The sequence below is a fragment of the Mycobacterium sp. NPDC004974 genome (assembly GCF_053600815.1).
The window spans coordinates 60433-84710 of sequence record NZ_JBSGAQ010000006.1 but is presented as its reverse complement, the minus strand read 5'-3'; the positions used below and the strand labels follow the sequence as shown (position 1 = coordinate 84710).

Below are 24278 nucleotides of genomic sequence, written 5' to 3'. Positions count from 1 at the left end.
AGGTTTCTGAGGTTCGCAGGCTCTAGCTGCGGGAGAACATGGCCAGCATGCGGCGGGTCACCGCGAAGCCACCGAAGACGTTGATGCTGGCGAGCAGAATCGCGACGCCAGCCAGGGCGGTGATCGGGGTGTTGTGATGCCCAATCTGCAGCAGGGCGCCCACCACGATGATTCCGGAGATCGCGTTGGTCACCGACATCAGCGGGGTGTGCAGCGCGTGGTGCACGTTGCCGATGACGTAGTAGCCGATCACGATCGCCAGCGCGAACACCGTCAGGTGGACCTGAAGCGCTGCCGGCGAGGCCGCGATCAGGGCGAACACGGCGGCCGCCGCGGCGAAGGTGACGCCGAGCCTGCGCCCGGTCGACATCGGCCGCTTCTCCGGCTTGACCACCGGAGCGGCGGCGGGTTGCGCGGCCGGCGCGGCGGAGACCTGCACGGGCGGCGGGGGCCAGGTGGTCTCGCCGTCGCGCACCACGGTCATCGAGCGCTGCACCACGTCGTCCCAGTCGAGGACGACCTTGCCGTCCTTCTCCGGGGTCAGCAGCTTGAGCAGGTTGACCAGGTTGGTGCCGTACAGCTGGGAGGCCTGGGCGGGCAGGCGGCCGGCCAGATCGGTGTAGCCGATGATCGTCACGCCGTTGTCGGTGACGATCGCCTGGTCCTTGACGGTGCCCTCGACGTTGCCGCCGTTGGCCGCGGCCATGTCGACGATGACGCTGCCCGACTTCATCGAGGCGACCATCTCGGCGGTGATGATGCGCGGCGCGGGCCTACCCGGGATCAGCGCGGTCGTGACGATGATGTCGACGTCCTTGCACTGCTCGGCGTACAGCTGCGCCTCGCGGGCCTTGTAGTCGTCGTCCATCTCTTTGGCGTAGCCGGTGGCGGAGACTTCGGCCTGCTCGTTCGCGACGGACAGGTACTCGCCGCCCAGCGAGGCGACCTGATCGGCGACCTCGGGGCGCGGGTCGGTGGCCCGCACGATGGCGCCCAGGCTGCCTGCGGCACCGATCGCGGCCAGGCCGGCGACACCGGCACCCACCACGAGCACCTTGGCCGGGGGCACCTTGCCCGCCGCGGTCACCTGGCCGGTGAAGAACCGGCCGAAGCTATGGGCGGCCTCGACCACGGCGCGGTAGCCGGCGATGTTGGCCATCGAGGACAGCACGTCCAGGGACTGGGCCCGCGAGATACGCGGCACCGCGTCCATGGCCAGCACCGTGATGGGCCGAGTGGACAGCTTCTCGACGAGCTCGGGCTTGAGCCCGGGTGAGATCAAGCTCACCAGCGTCGCTCCATCGCGCAGCTTGCCGATCTCGGCATCATCGGGCGCGTTGACCTTGAGCACCACGTCGGCGTCCCACGGCGTGCCGATCTCGGCACCGGCCTCTACGTAGGCGGCGTCGGAGAAGCTCGAGGCAGCACCGGCGTCGCTTTCTACGACTACCTCGTACCCGAGCTTGATAATCTGTCCGACAGTCTGCGGCGTGGCGGCGACGCGCGTTTCCCCTGGTAGGGACTCGCGCGGGATCCCGATGAGCATCGACTCCGCTCCGTTTCTTTCTGGTAGGCCTCTTCGTTCAGCCTGGAAGAGTGTCGCATTTGTGTTCAGATAACGCCCATGCCCCTTTTGGGGGATGTGATCAAAGGCCCAGCTCGGGTTACAGCCAGTCCCGGCGTTTGAACATCACATACAACAGGATGACCAACGCAACAATCAAAATGCTGCTGGCGATGAAGCCGACGACGGTGTTGATTCCCGGGTATATGACGTTCTGGCCGTAGAACCCCGTGATGGCCGTCGGTACCGCGATGATGGCGGCCCAGCCGCTGAGTTTCTTCATCACCGTGTTGAGCCGCGCGTCCTGCAGGGACAGGTTGGTCTCGAACACCGTGGTGACCATGTCGCGCAGGGATTCGGTCCACTCCGAAGCCCGGAGCACATGGTCGTAGAGGTCGGCATAAAGTGGATCGAGCGCGGGTTCCGTTGACGAGTCGAGCCTGCGGTGCTGGATCGTGCTGACCACCTCGCGCATGGGCAGCACCACCCGGCGTAGTTCGACGAGATCCTTGCGCAGCTGGAACGTGCGCCGTTGCAGGCCGTGACGCGGACCGCCGTCGGCGAACAACTCGTCCTCAAGCCCTTCGATGGCATCGTCGAGCGCCTCGACGGCCTCGAAGTGCCCGTCGACCACGACGTCGAGCAGCGCGTGGACCAGCGACCCGACGCCGTACCGCTGGCCGCCGAGGTCGTCGAAGCGCCGCGACACCTTGCTGATGTCGAACTCGGTGGTCTCACCGTTGAAGCTGGGCAGCCGGACGGTGATCAGGCCGCGCGGCAGGACGAATGCCGAGATGCGATGTTTGACCAACAGCGATGTGTCGGGCGCCGCGTCCGCCTCCGGCTCCCGGGTGTCGACCGCGTACACCGTGAAAAACGTATGGGTCTGGTACACAGACGTTTTCGTGCGTTCCTTGGGTGCGACGGCGTCCTCGACCGCCCACATGTTGAGCCCGAGCTCGGTGGCCAGTTCACGAAGTGCCTCGTGATCGGGGTCGTAGATGTCGGCCCACAGCAGGGTGTCCTCGTCGGTCAGGCACTCCGAGATGTCCGAGAACTTGAAGCCGTCGTCGACCGGCTGTCCGGCGCGCCAGACCCGTCCCTGCACCTGCCTCACGACGCGGTCACCATCGGCAGCAGGTAGGTGCGCACGTAGTCGCGGGTGTCTTCCAGGCTGGTCAGTTTGATGCCGGTGTGCGGAGTGACGATGAACGACAACGTAAGTCGGGTGTGCAACTCCGCGACGGTACGGATGTGGCGTTCCTGTGCCGGGGTGGTTTCGGACGTCCCGTACAGGTCGGTGCGCAACTGTGCGGCCGAGTGCTCGGTGGCGAAATCGATGATGGCCCCGGCATCGAGGGTGAGGCTGGGCAGGATCGTCTCGGGTTCGGTGCGCAGGAGCTTCTTGAGCAGGGCGTGGTCCCGCAGGAAGGTCACCGTGAAGACGGTGCCGTAGACCATGCGGTCTTCCAGGGTTTCGGCGTGGGCCCGGGCCTGCGCGCTGCCCTCGAGGTAGCGGCGCGCCTCGGACAGCACGAGGGCATCGATGAGGGCGTCTTTGGTGGGAAACCGCCGGTAGAGCGTGGCACGGCCGACACCGCTGCGGCGGGCCACATCCTCCATCGTGGTGCGCCGGATTCCGACGAGTTCGGCTTGTTCGAGCGTTGCGGACAAGATTCGGGTGCTGATCGGGTCGGGCTCGCGCACGCGGGCCAGCACCGCGGGATCCGGTTCGGCGAGGCGTCGCACGAAGTCCGCCGTTCGCGTGGAAGTCACGGAATCCCTCCTTGCTCGTGCGTCCCGACGGCTGTAGCGTAACCAACGAGACTGGCGAGACAATAAACATATCTATGTCTCACACGTCTCATCATAGTTGTCCGAGTCGAAGAGAGGGAGTTCATGAGCATCGGATTGTGGACCCGTTGGCTGGCGCTGCACGCCGTGCCGAAGACGTTCATGTCGTTTCAGGCCCGGGTGGGCAATCCGATGGGCGCGCTCATCTCCAGCCACGGCAAGGGCATCGACTCCTATCCGCTGATGGAGGAGATCAGGCGCCGCGGGCCCCTGGTGAAGACGCCATTTGTCTGGGTGACCGTCGATCACGCCGTCAGCCGGCAGATCCTGCGGGACAAGCGGTTCGGTGTCACCCCGCCCACCGGAATGGGGATGCCGAAACCGGTCCAGCAGCTCTTGGACCGGACCGATCCGAAGGTGGCCAATCCTGTCGAGCCGCCGGCGATGGTCATCGTCGACCCGCCGGACCACACGCGGTACCGGCAGCTGGTGGCTCGGAGCTTCACGCCACGCGCGATCGACAAGCTCGACGACCGCGTGGCCGAGGTGACCACGGAACTCGTCGACCGGCTGGCAGGCACGCCTCGACCCGATCTGATCGCCGATTTCGCTGCCGCTCTTCCGGTCGCCATGATCGCCGAGATCCTGGGCCTGTCCGGCGAAAACCATGCGAAACTGCTCGAGTGGGGTCACGACGGGTCGCCACTGCTAGATATCGGGATCCCCTGGCGGACCTACCGGCGCGGCCTCGACGGGCTGCGTGGTCTCGACAGCTTCCTCGCCGGCCATTTCGACCGGGTCCGGGCTGGAACGGCGGAGGACAACCCGTTCACCAAAATGGCCGCCGACCACACGCTGAACGACCACGAACTCGCCGCCAACGCAGCGCTTCTCATCGGTGCCGGATTCGAAACCACCGTCAACCTCATCGGCAACGGGATCGTGCTGTTGCAGCAGCACCCCGACCAGTTCGCTCTGCTACGCGACGACCCGGACCTGTGGCCCACCGCGGTGGAAGAGATCCTGCGCATCGAAAGCCCGGTTCAGATGACTGCGCGCACTGCGAAGTGCGACGTCGAGATCGCCGGGCAGCGGCTGCGGGCCGGAACCGTGGTTGTGGTGCTGTTGGGTGGTGCCAACCGCGATCCGCGGGTGTTCAGTGAGCCGGCACGCTTCGACATCACCCGCCCCAACGCCCGCGAACACCTGGCCTTCGCCTCGGGTATCCACGCCTGCCTCGGCGCGGCGTTGGCCCGCATCGAGGGTGCCACCGCACTGCGGGCGCTGTTCGAGGCGTATCCCGACCTGCGGCTGACCGAGACTCCCCGCCTGCGTGGGCTGGTCAATCTGCACGGCTATGTGACGCTGCCGGCCATGCTGGGGACCCGGCGGACTGAGGCGGCCGGCCTGGTCTGCTGAGCTCGGTACTCTCGGTGGGGACCTGCCAGATCTTGAACGCGAGGCCCACACTCCCCATGACGGATTCCCCACTCGACGGACTGATGGCGCGCGTCGGCGGTGTCAGCGGCATGGTCTATTCGGCGCTGCCGGTGACGGTGTACGCGACGGTCTCGGCGTTGTCGGGGCGCGTCGCGGCGATCATCGCCGCTCTGGTGACGGCGGCCGTCGTGTTCGGCTGGCAACTGTTGCGCCGCGAATCCGTCAGGCCCGCGCTGTGGGGATTCGTCGGTGTTGCGGGTTGCGGGCTGCTGGCCCTGGTGACCGGCCAGGCCAAAGACTTCTACCTGCCCGGTATCTGGATGTCCTTGGCCTCGGCCATCGTGATGACCGCCTCGATCCTCGTCAGGCGCCCGCTCGTCGGGGTGATCTGGGCCTGGGCCACCGGCCGCGACAGCACCTGGCGCCAGGTCCCCGGGGTGCGGCTGGTGTTCAACATCGTCACCGCGGTCCTGGCGGCGGTGTCCTGGTCGCGGTTCCTGGTGCAGAACTACCTCTACGACACCGGTCAGGACGGACTGCTCGCGGTGGCACGCCTGGCCATGGGCTGGCCGTTGTTCGTCGTCACCACCACACTGGTTCTGCTCAGCGCCCGCTACGCGATCCGGGCGCTGTCGCGCTCGGCGACCTGACCGGTGTCCATCGTCAGCCGTTGCCGGGAATCAACCCGTATTCGGCCAGGAGCTCACCCACCTCGTTGTCGGTGACCTTGCCGATCACCCGTTTGCGAATGATCTCTGGGATGGGCAGATCCACCTCCTTGCCGTCGCGCAGATGCACCGTTCCGGAGATCAGCTTGCGGACGTCGTAGGTGGAGTTGAACACCTCCGGTACCCCGCGCTCGACACCTAGCAGCTGGTAGGCGGCCTCCATGCCGGTGCGCACCGAGTACTCGGTGGTGAAGATGCAGTCCCGAGTGGTCTCGGCGAACTGGCCGATGAAGGCGAAGTTCACCGCGTCTTGCGGGACGACAGCCGGGCGGTCGCCGGCCTGGCGTGGCATGAAGAACGCCGTCACGTAGGGCATCATCGACGGCACCGTCTTGGCGCCGGTGGCGGCCAGTTCGGGAATGTCGGCTTCCGGCACACCGAGGTGGTACAGCCATTCCTGGGTTATCTCCTCGCCGGTGCACTCACTCATCGGCTTCTTGACGTAGTCGCCCGGGGTGTCGACGAACAGTGCGTAGACCCACGCCACGATCTGGTCTTTGGGCTGTTTCTTGAAGTGTGGCTGGCGGTTGACCGTCCAGCTCATCAGCCACTTGGAGTCGCGGGCGGTGACGATGCCACCGGTAACCACCTTGCCGGCGAACGGATCCCGCTTGCAGATCTTCTGGATGTACTCGGGGATGCGAGGGTCGAGCGTGGTGACGGTGGCCGATTCCCACTTGGTTTCCGGGATGTGGCTGCCGAACACGTCGGGACGTCCGAACGACGGGTCCTTGGCGGCGATGCGGCGCCACAGGTCCCAGGCCGGCGCGGGCCCGGTGTTGAGCTTGGCCGGGGTGTGGTGATCACCGTTGTCGGAGTTCTCGGTCAGCGAGCCGATGGTGGTCAGCACCAGGTCGTCCGGGCCGAGGTCGACCCCGCCCGGCTGACCGTCCTTGATCCAGTGAATCCTGGTGGCCTGCTTGCGGTCCGGGGTGATGTCGAAGTCGATGTCGGTGACCTCGGTATCGAAGTGGAAGGTCACCCCCTGATCCAGGAGCCACTTGTGCATCGGCAGCACGAGCGACTCGTACTGGTTGTACTTGGTGAACTTCAGCGCCGACAGGTCGGGCAGACCCTTGATGTGGTGGATGAACCGGTGGATGTAGAGCTTCATCTCCAGCGCGCTGTGCCACTCCTCGAACGCGAACATCGTGCGCCAGTACAGCCAGAAGTTGCTCTCCAGGAAGTCTTTACCGAAGACCTCGTTGATGCGCTTGTTCTCCATCTCTTCGCGCGTCGCGAGGAACACCTTGACGATGTCCTTCTGCGCCTTGGCGTTGAGGGCGAATTTGTTGTCGGTGTGGGCGTCCTGGCCGCGGTTCTCGGTGGCCCGGCACAGGCTGGAATTGGGATCGTCCTTGTTGAGCCAGTAGAACTCGTCGAGCACGCTGGCTCCCTCGATCTCGAGCGAGGGGATGGTCCGGAACAGGTCCCACAGACATTCCATGTGGTCTTCCATCTCGCGGCCACCGCGGATCACGAAGCCCTTCTCGGGTTCCTTGATCCCGTCGAGGGCGCCGCCGGGCAGCGCCAATCGCTCCAGGACGGTGATCTTGTTGCCCGGGAGCTGACCGTCACGGATCATGAACACCGCCGACGACATCGACGCCAGGCCGGCTCCGACCAACCAGGCCGTCTTGTCTTCTACGCCCTCGGGTTTGCGGGGACGTGCAAATGCTTCGTAATTGCCACTGCTGTAATACATCTCGCCCACTTTCTCCTCAGTTGTACTTGTAGAAGCCCTCGCCGGTGGCGAGACCCAACTTGCCTTTGTCGATGTAGTTCTCTTTGAGCCAGGCCGCGAGCTTCTGCGCTTCGGCGTCCCCGTTGACCATGATGTTGTAGGGCGTGGTCAGGCCGATGATGTCGTAGATCTGGAACGGGCCGACGGGTGCGCCGGTGGCGATCCGCCAGGTGTCGTCGACCGCGCTCGGATCGGCGTAGCCGCCGGCGGCGAGCTCGGCGGCCGCGTTGAGGAACGGCACCAGGAGTGAGTTGAGTACGTAGCCGGCCTTCTCCTTGTGCAGTTCGATGGGCACCATGCCGATGGCCTTGGCGAACTCGACCACCGCGGCGAACACAGCCGGGTCGGTGTCGGTGGTCCCCATGATCTCGGCGGTGTTGAACTGCCACACGCGGTTTGCGAAGTGCAGCGCCAGAAACTTGTCGGGCCTCCCGGTGGAGTCCTTGAGGTCACTGGGCAGCAGTGTCGAGGAATTGGTGGCGAAGATCGTCTTGGCCGGCGCGAGTTCACCGAGCTTCTGGTAGGTCTCCCGCTTGAGATCGAGGATCTCGGGAATCGCCTCGATGACCAGATCGGCGTCAGCCACGGCCGCGGCCAGATCGGAGGTCAGCGTGAGCCGGCTCAACGCATCCTGGGCCTTGCCGTCACGGGCATCGGGTACCTCGTTGGCGTAGGTTTCGGCCAGCTTCTCGAAGCGGTCCTTGGCCGTCTCGAGAACCTTGTCGTTGATGTCGTACGTCGTGACGGTGAAGCCCTTGAACGCGGACTGGAACGCGATCTGGGAACCGAGCACTCCGGTTCCGAGCACGGTCACCGTCTTGATCGAGTCGGTCACGATGTTTCTCCTTCTCGTGGTGTTGTGGATGCCAGGAACCCCAGCACGATCTGGTTGATCTGCTGGAGCAGTTCGTGAGCACCGTCGGCGCCCCACTTCACGCCGGTCGACGGCTGGACCACCAACAGATGCAGGGCCGCGAAGACGCTTCTGGCGGCGCGGTCGGCGTTGGCCTGCAACTCGCTGTCGGTGTCGGGATCCGCTGCACGACAGTGCGTCAGGCGGGCGGCGATCGCGTCTTCGAGCCTCTTGACGTGTGCGAGGCCTTCGGCGCGGAAACGCTCGGTGGGGGAGCCGAACAGTAATTCGCGTTGGTATGCCGTCGCGTTGTCCGGCTGACGTGCGGCTTCGGTGATGACGGGCGCCACCATCGCGAACACGGCTGCGCTCGGATCGTCGATGTCGGCCGCGTCGCGCATGCCGGTCTCGATCGCCTGCCGGAACTGGTCGTTGTAGACCATCAGCAGGAGTTCGGCTTTCGATGACGCGTACCTGAACAAGGTGCCCGCGGCGACGTCGGCGGCGTCGGCGATCTGGGCCACGGTGACGGCCTCGAATCCGTGTGCTTCGAAGAGTGTGCTCGCCGCGGCGAAGATCCGCTGCTGTTTGTCGTGCATGTTGCGCGTCCGACGGCCGGTCATGATCACCTCACTAATGAGTGCGCTCATTAATGAACGTACTCATTAGTCGCGCGCCGTGTCAACCCGGGTGGCTAATAAACTCATCTCGATTTCAGACCTTCACCGCGGACGCGCTCGCCGGTAGCAATACCCGGGTGAACGGAATGCTGCCTGGTTGCTGTTGTTGCTGAAGCCAATCGCCACCCCTGCCTTCAGCAACAGAAAGCTGCCCCACAGTGTCTGTGTTCGTCGATATCGTCCCCGGCGAGGCCGAAGCCGGCCCGCCACGTCCCGTTGCGCCGTCGAACCGCTGGCGCACCCTGCTGACCAGGTCCGCGCTGCCGCTGCTGTCGGTCGTGGTGTTCTTCGCGGTGTGGCAGGCCGTCGCCTGGGCGGGCATCTGGAATCAGACATTCGTGCCCTATCCGTCGACGGTCTGGCGCGCGTTCATCGACGTCTCCACCACGCATGACGGGGCCCGCGGCTACGCGGGGTATCTGCTCTACGAGCACCTGTACATGACGCTGCGCCGCGTGCTGGCCGGTGTCGTCATCGGCGTGGTCGTCGGCGTCGCGCTCGGTCTGCTGATGGGCTCGGTCGGCTGGCTGCGCAGCGTGCTCGAACCCTGGCTGACGTTCCTGCGCGCCCTGCCGCCGCTGGCCTACTTCTTCCTGCTCGTGATCTGGCTCGGCATCGACGAGGCGCCCAAGATCACGCTGCTCGCGCTGGCCGCGCTGCCGCCGGCCGCGGTGGCCACCACCGCGGCGGTCGTGGCCGCACCCGTCGGGCTGCAGGAGGCGGCCCGGGCCCTGGGGGCAAGCCGGGCGCAGGTCATCCGCGACGTCGTGGTGCCCTCGGCGCTGCCGGAGACGTTCACCGGAATCCGGCTGGCCGTGGGCATGGCGTACTCGTCGGTGGTGGCCGCCGAACTGTTCAACGGCATCCCCGGAATCGGCGGATTGGTCAAGGACGCAAGCAATTACAACAACACACCGGTCGTGCTGGTGGGGATCTTCGCCATCGGGATCTCCGGCCTGGTGATCGACGGAGGTTTGCGCGCCGTGGAGCGGCGCGCTGTTCCCTGGAGAGGAAAAATATGAGAATCAAGGCGCTGTTCGCCGCGTCGGTGGCAGTGGCCGCCGCGACGTTCGGGCTCTCGGCCTGCGCGGTCGACCACTCCGGGGGAAGCTCCGAGAAGCCCACCATTCGCCTTGGCTACCAGTCCTTTCCGAGTGGGGACCTGATCGTCAAGAACAACAAGTGGCTCGAAGAGGCGCTGCCCGACTACAACATCAAGTGGACCAAGTTCGACTCCGGTGCCGATGTGAACACCGCGTTCATCGCCAAGGAACTGGATTTCGGTGCGCTGGGCTCCAGCCCGGTGGCCCGCGGATTGTCGGCCCCGCTGAACATTCCGTACAAGGTGGCGTTCGTGCTCGACGTCGCCGGTGACAACGAGGCTCTGGTGGCCCGTGACGGCGCCGGCGTCAACTCGATCGCCGACCTGCGGGGCAAGCGGGTCGCCACCCCGTTCGCGTCCACCGCGCATTACAGCCTGCTGGCCGCTCTGGCGCAGAACGGGCTGTCTCCCAGTGATGTTCAGCTGATCGACCTGCAGCCGCAGGCCATCCTTGCGGCCTGGGAGCGGGGCGACATCGCCGCGGCCTACAGCTGGCTGCCCACGCTGGACCAGCTGCGCAAGACCGGGAAGGATCTGATCACCAGCCGGCAGTTGGCCAAGGACGGCAAGCCCACGCTGGATCTGGCGGCCGTGTCCGACGAGTTCTCCATCGCTCACCCGGAAGTCGTCGACATCTGGCGCCAGCAGCAGGCGCGCGCGCTGAACGTCATCAAGAACGACCCGCAGGCCGCGGCCAAGGCGATCGCGGCCGAGGTCGGTCTGAGTCCGGAAGATGTTGCCGGACAACTCAAGCAGGGCGTCTACCTGACCCCGGCCCAGGTGGCCTCCCCCGAGTGGCTGGGTAGTGACGGCGCACCGGGCAACATCGCCGCCAACCTGCAGAGCGCGTCGCAGTTCCTGGCCGATCAGAAGCAGATCCCCGCGGCGGCGCCGCTGCAGACGTTCAAAGATGCCATCTACACGAAGGGGTTGCCGGATGTCATCGTCAAGCAGTGATGCCTCCGGTGCCCTGTTGATCAAGAACGTCGCGCACCGCTATGGGCGCGGTTCGGAGGAGGTGACCGCGCTCGGCCCGGTGGATCTCGACGTCGAGCCCGGCTCGTTCCTGGTCCTGGTGGGGGCGTCGGGGTGCGGCAAGAGCACACTGCTGCGCCTGATCGCCGGTTTCGAGACCCCGTCGGAGGGCGAGGTCGAGGTGTCCGGTTCCCGTCCGACGCCCGGGGTCACCTCGGGCGTGGTGTTCCAGCAGCCGCGGCTGTTCCCGTGGCGCACCGTCGGCGGCAATGTGGACCTGGCCCTCAAGTACGCCAACGTGCCTCGTGAGCGGCGCGCCGAGCGGCGCGAGGAACTGTTGGAGCGCGTGGGCCTGGAAGGCACCGCCAAGCGCAGGATCTGGGAGATCAGCGGCGGACAACAGCAGCGCGTCGCGATCGCGCGGGCGCTGGCCGCCGAGACCCCGTTGTTCCTGTTGGACGAGCCGTTCGCGGCGCTGGATGCGCTGACCCGCGAGCGCTTGCAGGAGGATGTCCGTCAGGTGAGCGCGGAGTCCGGTCGCACAACGGTTTTCGTGACGCACAGCGCCGACGAGGCCGCGTTCCTGGGCTCCCGCATCGTGGTGTTGACCCGGCGGCCCGGGAAGATCGCCCTGGATCTACCGGTGGAACTGCCGCGCACCGGCGTCGACGCTCACGAACTGCGCCGCTCGCCGGAGTACCTCAAGTTGCGGACAGATGTGAGCGAGGCGGTCAAACTCGCCGCCGCTTAACCGTTTGCAACGAATGTGACGCCATGGTCGTCAACCCGTGCGGATAACGACCATGGCGTCACTTTCGGCGGAGCCGATGCGTTGAACACGTGGCGTCAGGCGCGGCGCCGCAGGAACCCGTCGATCAGGCGCGCGACCTCGTCGGCATGTGTCTCCAGCAGGAAGTGCCCGCCGGCGAGCAGGTGGATCTCGGCGTCGACGGCGTCCCTGGCGAAGGCACGCGCCCCGTCGGGGCCGAAGATGGGGTCGCCCTCGCCCCACACGGCGAGCACGGGAACCCCACTGGTGCGCAGGTATTCGTGCAGCGCCGGGTACAGCGGCGCGTTCGTCGCGTAGTCGCGGAACAGCTTGAGCTGCACCAGATCATTGCCCGGCCGGGCCACCATCGCCGCGTCATGCACCCAGGTGTCCGGGTTGACCAGGCTCTCGTCGGAAACTCCGGTCAGGTACTGCCATTTGATGCCGTCGACACTCAGTGCGGTCCGCACGCCCGCCTCGGTCTCGGGGGTCTGCGCACGCTGGTAGGCCCACACTCCCGTCCAGAAGCTCTCGACGAAGCCTTCGTCATAGCCGTTGCCGTTCTGGCTGACGATCGCGGTGATGGCCTCCGGATGCCGCAGTGCCAGTCGCCAGCCGATCGGGGCGCCGTAGTCCTGGACGTAGATCGCGTAGCGCGACACCCCGAGTTGGTGCAGTAGGCCGTCGGTCAGGTCGGCCAGCGCGTCGAAGGTGTAGTCGAACTCGTCGGCTGCCGGTGCAGCGGAGTGTCCGTAGCCCAGGTGGTCGGGCGCGATGACGTGGTAGCGCTCGGCCAGCCGGGGGATGAGGTCGCGGAACATGTACGAGCTCGTCGGGAAGCCGTGCAGCAGCACGATCGCCGGTGCGTCCGGGGCACCCGCCTCGCGGTAGAACAACCGCTGCCCGTCGATGGTGGCGTAGCGATGGTGAACACTCATGGCTAACTCCTATAACTAGTTTTAGTGGTTAGTGACATCTAACGCCGGACGGCATAACCTGTCAATAATTGTTTGGAGGTTAGATATGGAGCTGCTGGAGGTGGGCCTGAACGACGACGCCCTGCTGCTGGATCTGCTCAACACCACGCCGGTGACCGATGGAAGGCAGCGCGACATACTCGCGGACCGCGTGCAGGCGGGGATCTGGCTGCGTGAGCGTGGGGCGACCGAGGCCGAACTGCCGGAACTGGTCGAGGCCAGGAACGTGCTCCAGGCGGTGGTGAGCGGGGCCGAGACGGCGGCCGCGTTGGCGCCGCTTCTCGATGCGGTGGCATTGCGGGCGCGCGCCATGAAGGGCGGCGTGAGGTGGGAACTCGATACCGACGAGGCGCGGCGCGGCGCCGTGCGGGCCATCCTGGCCTGGGACGCGCTGCGCGTCGGGAGTCCGGGGCGGCTACGCGCGTGTGGGAATCCGGACTGCCGGTTGTTCCTGATTGATCGCAGCAAGCCGAACACCGCTCGCTGGTGTTCGATGGCTACCTGCGGAAACCGCATGAAGGCGCGCCGCTATCACCAGCGCGCCAGGACTGCGAAGACTGACGAACAGTCCTGATTACACCGGGGGATAGGCCGGCGGCGGGTAGACGCCGCGCAGACCCCAGGCCAGCCACGGAAAGAAGAAGTCGCTCTCGTCGCTGAGGTCGTAGTCAGGATTCGGATCCATGCCCGGAGTCTAGACGCACTAGGCAAGGCCGGAACAGGGCCGCGAAGAGAATTGCCTACACTCTTCAACCATCTAGTTGATTGATTTCCTGGGCAAGGTCCGGGCGATGCTGATAGTGAGTGTGCTATGTCATCCGATGCAGAGGGCGGCCGGGGCCGCGGAGGCGCGGCTGCCAACGGGACGTCCCGCCGCGACGAGCTGCTGACTGTCGCGGCCAAACTGTTCGCCGCCCGCGGCTATCACGGCACAAGGATGGACGACGTCGCCGAGGCTGTCGGCCTGAACAAGGCCACGGTCTACCACTACTACTCGAGTAAGTCGCTGATCCTTTACGACATCTACAAGAGCACCGCGGACTTCACCGTCGAGGCCCTGCACGACGACCCCACCGCCTCGGCCCGGGAGACCATCTACAACTTCACCCGGCGATTGCTGGTCGGCATCGCCAACGACCTGGAGCGCGCGGCCGTGTACTTCCAGGAAGGCCCGTACATCGCGGAATGGTTCACCGAGGAGCAGGTGGCCTACATTCGGCGCGCTGAGACCCAGGTCTACGAGCATGTCCGCGACGTGATCGACCGCGGCATTGCCAGCGGCGAGTTCTACGACTGCGATTCGCATGTCCTGGCGCTCGGCTACATCGGGATGACGCTGGGCTCCTACCGCTGGCTGCGCCCCCACGGCAGGCGGACCGCTAAGGAGATCGCCGTTGAGTTCAGTACGGCGCTGTTGCGTGGGCTGATCCGCGACGAGGCGATCCGCAACGAATCCCCGCTCGGTGTCGAGATCGACGAGAAGGCTTAGAACACGAACCGGTTCAGCACGTCGTAGCGCCCGGCCAGGGTGGCGTTGACGAACCGGAACAACTGCCTTTGGGCTGTGAGTGGGATCTGCTGCCAGTCGCTGTAGGCCGGAACCCGGTCGAGCAGGCGGAGGCGCGGATTCCATCGCTCGAGCTCGTGGATGTCGTCAATGCCCCACTTGACGATGCCTTTGGTGAACAGTCTGGACAGCTTGGGGCCGATCGGGGCGATCGTGTCGAAGGCGATCTCGCCGTGCTCGAAGCGGTCGGTGAGGTGCTGCAGCAGTGCGCGCACGTCGGCCTCGTCCAGATACATCAGCAGGCCTTCGGCGACTATCAATGTCGGGCGCCCGGTCGGCGTCTCCTCCAGCCAGCCGGTTTCAGTTACCGACGATCCAATCATCCGATAGCCCGGGCCGTCGTCGTACAGCTTGCGCCGCAGGTCGATGACTCCGGGTTGGTCGACGTCGAACCACGTGACGGATTCGGGACGGTTCACCCGGAATGCCCGGGTGTCCAGGCCGCAGCCGAGGTGCAGCACGACCGCGTCGGGGTGACGGGTCAGGAAGTCGACGGTCCAGTCGTCGAGCTTCTTGGCGCGCAGCCCGACCAGGAACTGGTTGGCCCATGGCTGCGAGGCCCGGCGCATGCGTTTGAAGTCGTAGTCGATGCGGTCCACGGCCTCGGCGGCCGCGTGATCGCCCAGAACCGGCCGGGACAAACGGCTTTCGCAGGCCCGCAGATACAGCGTGCACACGTTGGTCCATTCGACGGAACCCCACTCCACCGAGCTGAAGTCGATCTTGGTCGTCGCCATGATTGCCTCCCACAGTCCGTTATACGCAGACTGGTGGGCATGACTGATCTGTTCCGACTGGACGGCAAGGTCGCCGTCGTCACCGGAGGCGGCCGCGGCATCGGCCTGATGATGGCCCGTGGCCTGCTGCAGGCCGGGGCGTCCGTGTACGTCTCGAGCCGCAAGGAGGCCGAGCTGGCCGCGGCGGTGGACGCGTTGTCCCCTCTCGGCCGGATCTCCGCGGTGCCTGCCGACCTCGGGACCGCCGAAGGGGTCGCGGCGCTCACCGCGGCCGTGACGGGGCGCGAGGACGCGATCCACGCACTGTTCAACAACGCGGGCGCGGCCTGGGGCGCACCGTACGAGGAGTTCCCGGAGTCCGGGTTCGACAAGGTCTACGACGTCAACGTCAAAGGCGTGTTCATGCTGACCCGCGCTCTCACGCCGCTGCTGAATTCCGCTGCCACCGAAGAGGATCCGGCGCGGGTGATCAACACAGGCAGCATCGACGGCATCGTCGCGCCCGGAAAGGGGCGGGACAACTTCTCATACAGCGCCAGCAAGGCCGCCGTGCACATGCTGACCCGCCACCTCGCCGGTGAACTGGCCCCACGCATCCTGGTCAACGCGATTGCGCCGGGCCTGTTCGAATCCCGGATGACCAAGGAGATGCTGCGCGGCGGATCCGAGGCCGTCGGGTCGGCCCTGCCGCTCGGCCGGATCGGGCAACCCGACGACATCGCCGGCATCTCGGTGTTCCTGGCCAGCCGGGCCAGCGCGTACATCACCGGCGCAGTCATCCCGGTCGACGGCGGCGTGAGCACGATCCGATGAAGTCGACCATCATGTCGCGGCGCGACCTGGACTTCCTGCTCTACGAGTGGCTGGACGTCGAGAGGCTCACCACGCTGGACCGATTCACCGAACACTCCCGCGAAACCTTCGACGGCGTGCTGGATCTGTGCGAGCAACTCGCGACCCGCTACTTCGCGCCGCACAACAAGCTCAGCGATGCCAACGAGCCGACGTTTGACGGGCAGACCGTCACGCTGATCCCTGACGTGAAAGAAGCGTGGGACGCCTTCGCGGCGGCCGATCTGCTCGCCATGGGGATGGACGCGGAGATCGGCGGCGCGCAGCTGCCGGCCACGGTGGCGCAGGCCGCATTCGCGTGGATCTCCGCGGCGAACGTGTCGACCTCGGGCTATCTGATGCTGACCATCGCGAACGCCAACCTGCTGGCCCGGTTCGGCTCGGCCGAGCAGATCGAGACGTTCGTCAAACCCATGCTGGCGGGCCGGTTCTCGGGCACCATGGCGTTGTCGGAGACCCAGGCCGGGTCGTCACTGGCCGACATCACCACGCGTGCCGAACCGCAGCCCGACGGCAGCTACCGGCTGTTCGGTTCGAAGATGTGGATCTCCGGCGCCGAGCATGAGCTCACCGAGAACATCGTCAACCTGGTGCTGGCCAAGATTCCCGGTGGCCCGGCCGGCACGAAGGGCATCTCGCTGTTCGTCGTGCCGAAGTTCCTGGCCGACGGCACCCGCAACGGCGTGGCCATCTCGGGGCTCAATCACAAGATGGGGCAGCGCGGTATCACCAACACCGTGCTCAACTTCGACGGCGCGGTCGGCTACCTCGTCGGCGAGCCGCACCGCGGCATCGTCTACATGTTCCACATGATGAACGAGGCCCGCCTGGGCGTCGGGATGGGCGCGGTCGCGCTCGGCTACACCGGCTATCTCAAGTCGGTGCAGTACGCGCGCGAGCGTCCGCAGGGCAGGCCGTTGGGTGTCAGGGACCCGTCGACCCCGCAGGTGCCCATCATCGAGCACACCGACGTCAAGCGAATGCTGTTGGCGCAGAAGGCCTATGTCGAAGGCGGGCTGGCGCTCGCGCTGTACTGCGCCAAGCTCGTGGACACCGGTGACACTGCGGTGCTCGACATTCTCACCCCGATCGCCAAGAGCTGGCCGTCGCAGTGGTGTGTGGAGGCCAACAGCCTGGCGATCCAGGTGCACGGCGGCTACGGCTACACCCGCGAGTACGACGTCGAGCAGCACTACCGCGACAACCGGCTCAACCCGATCCACGAGGGCACCCACGGTATCCAGAGCCTGGACCTGCTGGGCCGCAAGGTGACCCAGAACGGCGGGGCCGGCCTGGCGGCACTCGGGGAGCGGATCGCGGTGACCGTCTCGCAGGCCACGGGTGTGGCGCCTGAGCTGGCCGCTCAGCTGGACGCGGCCTGGCAGCGGCTGGTCGCGGTCACCGGCGCGATGTTCGCCTCCGGTGACGTCGAGGCCGCGATGGCCAACAGCGCGGTGTACCTGGAGGCGTTCGGGCACATCGTGGTGGCGTGGATCTGGCTGGAGCAGTACCTGGCCGCCGAAGGACGTACGGGCGACTTCTATGACGGCAAGCGGCAGGCCGCCCGCTATTTCTTTCGCTACGAATTACCCAGGACCGCCCCGCAATTGGACCTGCTGGCGAGCCTGGACCGCACCACACTGGAGATGCGCGACAACTGGTTCTAACCGAACTCGATGATCTGGCGCACGGCCCGCCCCTCGGCCAGCTCGTCCATGCCGGTGTTGATCTGATCGAGGGTGATGGTCGAGGACACCAGCTGCTCGACGGGCAGCCGCCCGGCCCGCCAGAGTTCGACGAACCGGGGGATGTCGCGGGCCGGTACCGCCGAGCCCAGGTAGCTCCCGATCAGTGACCGGCCCTCGGCCACGAAGCCCAACGGCGACACCGAGATTCGGGCGTCCGGACGGGGCAGGCCGACGGTGATGGTGCGCCCGCCCGGCCCGGTGAGCGCGATCGACGTTTCCAACGCGGCGGGGTGGCCCGCGGCTTCGATCACGACGTCGGCCTTGAGGTCGGCGGCCTGCTCGGGGGTGTAGGTCTCGTGCACACCGAGTTCACGGGCTCGGGCCAGCTTGTCGGGCAGCTGGTCCACACCGATGACACGGACGTCGTCGTGCGCGAGCGCGGTCAGGGCCGCGGCCATGCCGACGCCGCCCAGGCCGACCACTGCCACGGTCTGGCCGGGCCGCGGCGTGCCCACGTTGAGCACCGCGCCGCCGCCGGTGAGTACCGCACAGCCCAGTAGCGACGCGACCGTGGCGGGGACATCACCCGGAACGGGCACCACCGAGCGACGGTCGACGACGGCGTAGGTGGCGAATCCGGACACCCCGAGGTGATGGAACACGGGTTGGCCGTCGCGGGTCAGCCGGATGTCGCCGTTCATCAACGTGCCCGCGCCGTTGGCGGCCGATCCGGGGCCGCACGGTGTCAGGCCGTCGGTGGCACACGCCGGGCACTCGCCGCAGCGCGGCAGGAACGTCATCACCACCCGTTGTCCCACCGGCAGATCGGTGTCACCCGCTTCCACGATTCCGGCAGCCTCATGCCCCAACAGCATCGGGACCGGGCGTACCCGGTTGCCGTCGACGACAGACAGATCGGAGTGGCACAGCCCCGCGGCCTCGATGCGCACCAGCAGCTCGCCGGGGCCCGGTTCGGCGAGCTCAAGGTCGCTCACCCGGATCGGTCGGGACTCGGCGTACGGGCGGGAGAGGCCGATGTGCTCGAGGACGGCTCCGCGGATCTTCATACGCACCAGCCTGTCACCTGCTGTCAGACTTCAGCCATGACCGAAGCTGCCGACCTGACCCGCGAGGATTTTCCGCTGCACTGGCCGGTGCTGACCCGATGGACCGACAACGACATGTTCGGCCACCTCAACAACGCGGTGTATTACGAACTGTTCGACACGGCGATCAACGGCTGGATCAACACCAATTGCGATGTCGATCCGGTCACCGCGCCCTGGCTCGGTGTGGTCGCCGAGTCCGGGTGCCGCTACTTCGCGGAGTTGAAATTCCCCGACCCGTTGGTGGTCGGCCTGGCGGTGGCCCGGTTGGGCAACAGCAGCGTCACCTACCGGCTCGGATTGTTCGAGCCGGACGGGCCGGTGGCGGCGGTCGGCCACTGGGTGCATGTCTACGTGGACCGGACCACGCGCCGCCCCGTACCGATTCCCGACGTGATCCGCGATCTGCTGCAGTCGATATCATCGCCGGATGCCACTCGTGAGCAAGACCGTCGAGGTTGATGCCCCTGCCGACAAGATCATGGCGATCGTCGGTGATTTCGAGGCCTATCCGCAGTGGAACCCCGAGATCAAGGGCTGCTGGATCCTGGCCCGCTACGACGACGGCCGGCCCAGCCAGCTGCGTATGGACGTCGAGATCCAGGGTCAATCCGGCACCTTCATCAACGCGGTCTACTACCCCGCCGAGAACCAGATCTACACCGTGCTGCAGCAGGGCGACCACTTCACCAAGCAGGAGCAGAGGTTCTCGGTCGTGCCCCTCGGGCCGGACAGCACGCTGCTCCAGGTTGACCTCGAGGTCGAGGTCAAGCTGCCGATCCCGGCCATGATGGTCAAGAAGCTCATCGGCGACACCCTGGATCACCTGGCCAACGCCCTCATCACCAGGGTGCAGCAGCTGTCGGCTTAGGCCGCGCGGGCGGCTGCTGCCGTGCTGCAGCAGCTGCATGGTCAGTACGTAGCGGAGGTTGGTGCCCGCAGCACGAGTTTGTCCGTCATGGGGTCGCGGTGCCAACGCGGTCCGGCAAGTCACACGGGCCACAGATTTCGGACGGATATCCGATGTGCCCGGCTACGAGCGACAATCCAGCGACAATCGCCACATTGGCACTACGGGTCACGCAAGACCCATTGTCGCTGGCCGTTCCCGCCTGACCAGTACCGCTGGCCCCGTCAGCCTCACCCGTCTCGTGCCCGACTATCAGCGACTTTGTCGCTGGCAGGTGGGCAAGCTGAAATCTGTTGCCCACGAGGCTGGTGAGGTCCGGAGTGACGAGAGTGTTGATTGCACCTGTGAACAGCGGTGCTGACGATATTTATGAGGCGATTGTCGCTCGATTGTCGCGCGTAGCCGGCCAGCTCGGCACACTGGCGGGACGGCGGTGCTGATGTGAACAGTGGGACTGCCCCGACGTGTCAGTCCCACATCCCGATGTCGTTCAGCCGGGCGATGAGCCGTTCGGAAGCGTCGGTGAACTGGTTTGCGTTGAGCTCCACCGCGGCAGTCGCATCCCGCCGGCGCAGCGCGTGGATCAGCAACCGGTGGTTCTCCACGGCCTCGGTGCCCCACTGCGGATCGGTCGAATAGATGAGGGCAGGCAGGTACCGCGCGACGTGCAGCAGGAACCAGGCCAGCTTGATTCGGCCGCTGGCGTGGTTGAACGCCCGGTGGAAGGCGAACTCGGCGGACGAGATCGCGACGGGATCGTGAGCTTCGACCGCGGTCGCGAGTTCGGCGTTCAGCTGTTCCAGCTCATCGATCTGGGCCGCGGTGATGCGGGTCGTGGCGGTGGCGGCGAGCTCCCGCGCGATGGTGGCCTGCAGCCAGAAGATGTCTTCGACGTCGGCGCGGGTCAGGGGCACCACGACGTGGCCGCGGTTGGGCTCCAACTGCACCATCCCCTCGCCGCGCAGCGTGCGCAGCGCCTCGCGTACCGGGGTGATGCTCACCCCGAGTGCCGCGGCGGTTTCGTCGAGCCGGATGAATGTCCCGGGCCGCAGCACACCGGTCATGATCTCGGCCCGCAGTTGGGCGGCAACCTCGTCGGAAAGTTGCTCGCGCCGTCCCCCGCGACGACGTTGCACGGCCGCTCTGGCAGGTGCGTTCACGCGAATCCGGTCGCCTTTCTGGTGGGCTTGTCGCCGAGGCGCCGAGGCCATAGTGTGACCGGGGCAACCCCATGTTTGATCAAATATAAAATTCGTGCAACTCGATACCGATGGAGTGCAGATCCGTTGACTGCCGAGACGTTCCCCACTGAGCAGCCATACCTGGCCCGTCGTCAGAACTGGGCCAATCAACTGACCCGGCATGCCCTGATGCAGCCCGACAAGACCGCCCTGCGGTACCTGGGGCACACCACCACGTGGCGCGAGCTCGACCACCGGGTGACCAGGCTGGCCGGCGCCCTGAACCGGCGAGGGGTCGGCTTCGGCGACCGGGTGCTGATCCTGATGCTGAACCGGCCCGAGTTCATCGAGGCGATGCTGGCGGCCAACAAGCTCGGCGCCATCGCGGTGCCGGTGAACTTCCGGATGACCCCACCCGAGGTGGCCTTCCTGGTCAGCGACTGCGAGGCCCGCGTCATCGTCACCGAGCCCGTCCTCGCCGGAGTCGCCACGGCGGTACGCGATCTCGATGCCACGCTGTCGACGGTCATCGTGGCCGACGCACCTACCGAGGACGGCGTCCTCGGCTATGAGGACCTGATCGCCGAAGACGGCGACCCCGCGCAACCGGTCGACATCCCCAGCGACGCCCCCGCACTGATCATGTACACCTCGGGAACCACCGGCCGGCCCAAGGGCGCGGTGCTGACCCACGCCAACCTCGTCGGGCAGGGCATGACCAACCTGTTCACCAGTGGCGTCGACATCAACAATGACGTCGGCTTCATCGGCGTCCCGCTGTTCCACATCGCCGGCGTCGCCGGAAACGTGAATACGGGTCTGACGCTCGGCCTGCCCACGGTGATCTATCCGCTCGGCGCGTTCGACCCGGGTGCGTTGCTCGACGTGCTGGCGGCCGAGAAGGTCACCGCGATCTTCCTGGTGCCCGCACAGTGGCAGGCGGTGTGCGCCGAGCAGAAAGTCAATCCACGCGATCTTTGCCTGCGAGCCCTGTCATGGGGTGCGGCACCGGCTTCGGACACCTTGCTCCGGGCAATGGCCGAGACGTTCCCGGGTAGCCAGATCCTCGCTGCATTCGGTCAGACGGAAATGTCGCCGGTCACCTGCATGTTGTTGGCAGACGACGCAATTCGCAAGCTCGGTTCGGTCGGTCAGGTGATCCCCACCGTATCCGCCCGCATCGTGGACGAGAACATGAACGACGTCCCGGTCGGCGAGGTCGGCGAGATCGTTTACCGCGCCCCAACTTTGATGGCGGGCTACTGGAACAACCCCAAGGCCACCGCCGAGGCGTTCGCCGGTGGTTGGTTCCACTCCGGTGATCTCGTTCGGCAGGACGAGGAGGGCTACATCTGGGTTGTCGACCGCAAGAAGGACATGATCATCTCCGGCGGCGAGAACATCTACTGCGCCGAAGTGGAGAACGTCCTCGCCGGGCACCCCGCCATCACCGAGGTCGCGGTGATCGGCCGCCATGACGAGAAATGGGGCGAGGTTCCGGTTGCGGTGGTTGCCCTGACCCGAGGCGACGTACTGAATCTCGGAGATCTCGACGGCTTCCTCACTGAACGCCTGGCGCGCTACAAACACCCGAAGGCGCTCGAAATCGTCGATGCCCTGCCCCGCAATCCCTCGGGCAAGGTGCTCAAGACCGAACTTCGGGAACGCTTCGGCTCACCGGTCAACGCCCAGTAGGGTTGACGTTTGCGAAAGTAACTCAGCGTCAACGGTTTCTGCAGGTCGCACCGAAAGTTTGCTGTCCCTGCACGCCCTTGCTAACGGTTGATGGCACAATCCACCCGATGCAGTGCACGGCCCGGTTTTTATCGGGTACAGTCCGGTGGTCTCAATTACTACTCGCGAGTAGGGAGAGACGGATCACACAAGCTGACAGGCGACGAGGAGGGGGCGTGCGACACGTCCAGGGGGCGCAACGGTGACGGCGCCCGCCGACGGGCTCGTCGGCTACGTACGTGGTCAACTGGAGAAGCCGTTGGCTATGGTCGGTGGCTTCTTCAAGATGACTGTGCTCACTGGAAAGGCCTTTCTCACACGGCCTTTCCAGTGGAAAGAGTTCGTGTTGCAGAGCTGGTTCCTGATCCGGGTGGCATTCCTGCCTACGCTCGCGGTCTCGATCCCACTGACCGTGCTCATCATCTTCACGCTCAACATCCTGTTGGCGGAGTTCGGTGCCGCCGATGTGTCGGGCGCGGGCGCAGCCCTCGGCGCGGTCACGCAGCTCGGTCCTCTGGTCACGGTGCTCGTGGTGGCCGGCGCCGGGTCGACGGCGATTTGCGCGGACCTGGGTGCCCGCACCGTGCGTGAGGAGATCGACGCGCTCGAGGTACTGGGTATCGACCCGATCGAACGCCTGGTCGTTCCCCGCGTGGTCGCCTCCACCTTTGTGGCCTTCATGCTCAACGGCGCGGTGATCACCATCGGTCTGGTTGGCGGCTTCTTCTTCGGCGTCTATGTCCAGAACGTCTCCGCCGGTGCCTACGTGTCCACGCTGACCCTGCTGACCGGATTCCCCGAGGTGATGATCTCGGTCATCAAAGCCACGTTGTTCGGTCTGATCGCCGGACTCGTCGGCTGCTACCGCGGCCTGACGGTGGCCGGTGGCTCCAAGGGCGTCGGCACCGCGGTGAACGAGACCCTGGTGTTGTGCGTGGTGGCATTGTTCGCAGTCAACGTCGTGCTCACCACCATCGGTGTGCGGTTCGGAACAGGGCATTGACATGAGTACAGCAACCGTCCTTCGCTCCCGGTTCCCTCGAGCGTTCTCGCGTACCTCAGACATCGCGGGCACTCCGGCCCGGTTCCTCGACAGCATGGGCCACGTCGCGTGGTTCGTGATCCAGGCCATCGGCTCCATCCCGCACGCGTTCCGGCACTACCGTCGTGAAGCTCTGCGACTCGTCGCCGAGATCGGGATGGGTACCGGCGCGATGGCCGTCATCGGCGGCACCGTGGCCATCATCGGTTTCGTCACGCTGTCGGCAGGCTCCCTGATCGCCATCCAGGGCTTCGCGTCCCTGGGCAATATCGGCGTCGAGGCCTTCACCGGCTTCTTCGCCGCCCTGGCAAACATCCGCGTCGTTGCCCCGGTCGTCACCGGTCAGGCCCTGGCCTCCACGGTCGGTGCCGGCGCCACCGCCGAACTCGGCGCCATGCGCATCAGCGAAGAGGTCGACGCGCTGGAAGTCATGGGGATCAGGTCGATTTCGTATCTGGTGTCCACCCGCCTCATCGCCGGATCGATCGTCATCATCCCGTTGTACGCCGGGGCGGTCCTGCTGTCCTTCCTGTCCGCACAGTTCGTCACGACGGTCTTCTACTCGCAGTCGGTGGGTACGTATGAGCACTACTTCCATACGTTCCTGCGCGTCGACGACGTGATGTGGTCCTTCCTCCAGGTCATCGTCATGTCCATCGTTGTCATGTTGAACCACTGCTACTTCGGCTATTACGCCAGTGGCGGTGCCGTCGGTGTGGGTGAGGCAGTAGGGAGGTCGATGCGAACCTCGTTGATCGCAATCGTGTTGGTGGTCCTGTTGGCATCGTTGGCGCTCTACGGCACCGACCCCAACTTCAACCTCACGGTGTAGCGG

Annotated in this window: 25 protein-coding genes; 14 read left to right on the top strand and 11 right to left on the bottom strand. The window is 65.9% G+C overall.

What is annotated here, in order from left to right; translation table 11 throughout:
- Nucleotides 1-22: 22 nt before the first annotated feature.
- From ACWEFV_RS15930 to ACWEFV_RS15920, 3 genes are all read right to left on the bottom strand, one after another.
- On the bottom strand, nt 23-1546 hold the full coding sequence (locus tag ACWEFV_RS15930) for a Re/Si-specific NAD(P)(+) transhydrogenase subunit alpha (RefSeq protein ID WP_450070863.1): 1524 nt from the start codon (nt 1544-1546) through the stop codon (nt 23-25).
- Between the two features lie 118 nt (nt 1547-1664).
- A complete protein-coding gene (locus tag ACWEFV_RS15925; protein WP_450070862.1) occupies nt 1665-2681 on the bottom strand; it encodes a magnesium transporter CorA family protein in 1017 nt (338 codons plus the stop codon).
- Complete coding sequence (locus ACWEFV_RS15920) at nt 2678-3340, bottom strand: helix-turn-helix domain-containing protein (RefSeq protein WP_450070861.1); 663 nt, start codon at nt 3338-3340, stop codon at nt 2678-2680. The genes ACWEFV_RS15925 and ACWEFV_RS15920 overlap by 4 nt, the downstream gene beginning before the upstream one ends.
- A 123-nt stretch (nt 3341-3463) precedes the next feature.
- Here ACWEFV_RS15920 and ACWEFV_RS15915 point away from each other — a divergent pair, with 123 nt between their 5' ends.
- Both ACWEFV_RS15915 and ACWEFV_RS15910 read left to right on the top strand, forming a co-directional pair.
- Nucleotides 3464-4777, top strand: coding sequence for a cytochrome P450 (locus ACWEFV_RS15915; protein ID WP_450070860.1), 1314 nt, complete (start codon nt 3464-3466; stop codon nt 4775-4777).
- Between the two features lie 56 nt (nt 4778-4833).
- Nucleotides 4834-5448: a DUF3159 domain-containing protein gene (locus ACWEFV_RS15910; protein WP_450070859.1), complete on the top strand. Its 615-nt coding sequence runs from the start codon at nt 4834-4836 to the stop codon at nt 5446-5448.
- 13 nt (nt 5449-5461) lie between these two features.
- Here ACWEFV_RS15910 and ACWEFV_RS15905 read toward each other — a convergent pair whose 3' ends face one another.
- From ACWEFV_RS15905 to ACWEFV_RS15895, 3 genes are read right to left on the bottom strand one after another with little or no spacing between them, the layout of a single operon-like run.
- The gene (locus tag ACWEFV_RS15905) at nt 5462-7231 is read right to left on the bottom strand and encodes an oleate hydratase (protein WP_450070858.1); all 1770 of its coding nucleotides are present in this window, start codon (nt 7229-7231) and stop codon (nt 5462-5464) included.
- Nucleotides 7232-7247: 16 nt separating this feature from the next.
- Complete coding sequence (locus ACWEFV_RS15900) at nt 7248-8105, bottom strand: 3-hydroxyacyl-CoA dehydrogenase (protein WP_450070857.1); 858 nt, start codon at nt 8103-8105, stop codon at nt 7248-7250.
- Nucleotides 8102-8773: a TetR/AcrR family transcriptional regulator gene (locus ACWEFV_RS15895; RefSeq protein ID WP_450070856.1), complete on the bottom strand. Its 672-nt coding sequence runs from the start codon at nt 8771-8773 to the stop codon at nt 8102-8104. Before ACWEFV_RS15895 ends, ACWEFV_RS15900 begins: the two co-directional genes overlap by 4 nt.
- Nucleotides 8774-8961: 188 nt before the next feature.
- On the opposite strand from ACWEFV_RS15895, the gene ACWEFV_RS15890 reads away from it, so the two are divergent.
- Genes ACWEFV_RS15890 through ACWEFV_RS15880 form a run of 3 tightly spaced genes read left to right on the top strand, consistent with a single transcriptional unit; the run spans nt 8962 to nt 11631 of the window.
- The gene (locus tag ACWEFV_RS15890; protein WP_450070855.1) at nt 8962-9825 is read left to right on the top strand and encodes an ABC transporter permease; all 864 of its coding nucleotides are present in this window, start codon (nt 8962-8964) and stop codon (nt 9823-9825) included.
- Complete coding sequence (locus ACWEFV_RS15885; protein ID WP_450070854.1) at nt 9822-10862, top strand: taurine ABC transporter substrate-binding protein; 1041 nt, start codon at nt 9822-9824, stop codon at nt 10860-10862. The genes ACWEFV_RS15890 and ACWEFV_RS15885 overlap by 4 nt, the downstream gene beginning before the upstream one ends.
- A complete protein-coding gene (locus ACWEFV_RS15880) occupies nt 10843-11631 on the top strand; it encodes an ABC transporter ATP-binding protein (RefSeq protein ID WP_450070853.1) in 789 nt (262 codons plus the stop codon). The genes ACWEFV_RS15885 and ACWEFV_RS15880 overlap by 20 nt, the downstream gene beginning before the upstream one ends.
- Nucleotides 11632-11726: 95 nt before the next feature.
- Here the strand turns inward: ACWEFV_RS15880 and ACWEFV_RS15875 are convergent, their stop codons facing one another.
- Entirely contained in the window at nt 11727-12587 is an 861-nt protein-coding gene (locus ACWEFV_RS15875) for an alpha/beta fold hydrolase (protein WP_450070852.1), read from the bottom strand.
- An 85-nt stretch (nt 12588-12672) separates the two neighbouring features.
- On the opposite strand from ACWEFV_RS15875, the gene ACWEFV_RS15870 reads away from it, so the two are divergent.
- Nucleotides 12673-13200, top strand: a complete 528-nt coding sequence (locus ACWEFV_RS15870; RefSeq protein WP_450070851.1) for a CGNR zinc finger domain-containing protein — start codon at nt 12673-12675, stop codon at nt 13198-13200.
- On the opposite strand, the gene ACWEFV_RS15865 is transcribed toward ACWEFV_RS15870, so the two are convergent.
- Complete coding sequence (locus ACWEFV_RS15865) at nt 13201-13311, bottom strand: hypothetical protein (RefSeq protein ID WP_003883225.1); 111 nt, start codon at nt 13309-13311, stop codon at nt 13201-13203.
- Nucleotides 13312-13437: 126 nt separating this feature from the next.
- On the opposite strand from ACWEFV_RS15865, the gene ACWEFV_RS15860 reads away from it, so the two are divergent.
- Complete coding sequence (locus tag ACWEFV_RS15860) at nt 13438-14115, top strand: TetR/AcrR family transcriptional regulator (protein WP_450070850.1); 678 nt, start codon at nt 13438-13440, stop codon at nt 14113-14115.
- Here ACWEFV_RS15860 and ACWEFV_RS15855 read toward each other — a convergent pair.
- On the bottom strand, nt 14112-14930 hold the full coding sequence (locus ACWEFV_RS15855; RefSeq protein WP_450070849.1) for a class I SAM-dependent methyltransferase: 819 nt from the start codon (nt 14928-14930) through the stop codon (nt 14112-14114). The genes ACWEFV_RS15860 and ACWEFV_RS15855 overlap by 4 nt on opposite strands.
- A gap of 39 nt (nt 14931-14969) precedes the next feature.
- On the opposite strand from ACWEFV_RS15855, the gene ACWEFV_RS15850 reads away from it, so the two are divergent.
- Together ACWEFV_RS15850 and ACWEFV_RS15845 are read left to right on the top strand one after the other, a co-directional pair.
- Nucleotides 14970-15743, top strand: coding sequence for an SDR family oxidoreductase (locus ACWEFV_RS15850; RefSeq protein WP_450070848.1), 774 nt, complete (start codon nt 14970-14972; stop codon nt 15741-15743).
- Complete coding sequence (locus ACWEFV_RS15845) at nt 15740-17449, top strand: acyl-CoA dehydrogenase (RefSeq protein ID WP_450070847.1); 1710 nt, start codon at nt 15740-15742, stop codon at nt 17447-17449. Before ACWEFV_RS15850 ends, ACWEFV_RS15845 begins: the two co-directional genes overlap by 4 nt.
- Here ACWEFV_RS15845 and ACWEFV_RS15840 read toward each other — a convergent pair.
- Nucleotides 17446-18537: an alcohol dehydrogenase catalytic domain-containing protein gene (locus ACWEFV_RS15840; protein WP_450070846.1), complete on the bottom strand. Its 1092-nt coding sequence runs from the start codon at nt 18535-18537 to the stop codon at nt 17446-17448. The two genes, ACWEFV_RS15845 and ACWEFV_RS15840, sit on opposite strands and share 4 nt — an antisense overlap.
- A gap of 36 nt (nt 18538-18573) precedes the next feature.
- Here ACWEFV_RS15840 and ACWEFV_RS15835 point away from each other — a divergent pair, with 36 nt between their 5' ends.
- Both ACWEFV_RS15835 and ACWEFV_RS15830 read left to right on the top strand, forming a co-directional pair.
- Complete coding sequence (locus ACWEFV_RS15835) at nt 18574-19038, top strand: acyl-CoA thioesterase (RefSeq protein WP_450070845.1); 465 nt, start codon at nt 18574-18576, stop codon at nt 19036-19038.
- Entirely contained in the window at nt 19007-19447 is a 441-nt protein-coding gene (locus tag ACWEFV_RS15830) for an SRPBCC family protein (RefSeq protein WP_450070844.1), read from the top strand. The genes ACWEFV_RS15835 and ACWEFV_RS15830 overlap by 32 nt, the downstream gene beginning before the upstream one ends.
- A 506-nt stretch (nt 19448-19953) precedes the next feature.
- On the opposite strand, the gene ACWEFV_RS15825 is transcribed toward ACWEFV_RS15830, so the two are convergent.
- A complete protein-coding gene (locus ACWEFV_RS15825) occupies nt 19954-20646 on the bottom strand; it encodes a GntR family transcriptional regulator (RefSeq protein ID WP_450070843.1) in 693 nt (230 codons plus the stop codon).
- 126 nt (nt 20647-20772) lie between these two features.
- Here ACWEFV_RS15825 and fadD5 point away from each other — a divergent pair, with 126 nt between their 5' ends.
- From fadD5 to ACWEFV_RS15810, 3 genes are all read left to right on the top strand, one after another.
- Nucleotides 20773-22362 carry a fatty-acid--CoA ligase FadD5 gene (gene fadD5 / locus ACWEFV_RS15820; RefSeq protein ID WP_450070842.1) on the top strand — a complete coding sequence of 530 codons (1590 nt, stop codon included), beginning with the start codon at nt 20773-20775 and terminating at the stop codon, nt 22360-22362.
- A gap of 304 nt (nt 22363-22666) precedes the next feature.
- Nucleotides 22667-23404 (top strand): MlaE family ABC transporter permease, encoded by a 738-nt coding sequence (locus ACWEFV_RS15815; RefSeq protein ID WP_167858059.1) that lies wholly within the window; start codon nt 22667-22669, stop codon nt 23402-23404.
- A 1-nt stretch (nt 23405) separates the two neighbouring features.
- Entirely contained in the window at nt 23406-24275 is an 870-nt protein-coding gene (locus tag ACWEFV_RS15810) for an MlaE family ABC transporter permease (protein ID WP_450070841.1), read from the top strand.
- Nucleotides 24276-24278: the final 3 nt, after the last annotated feature.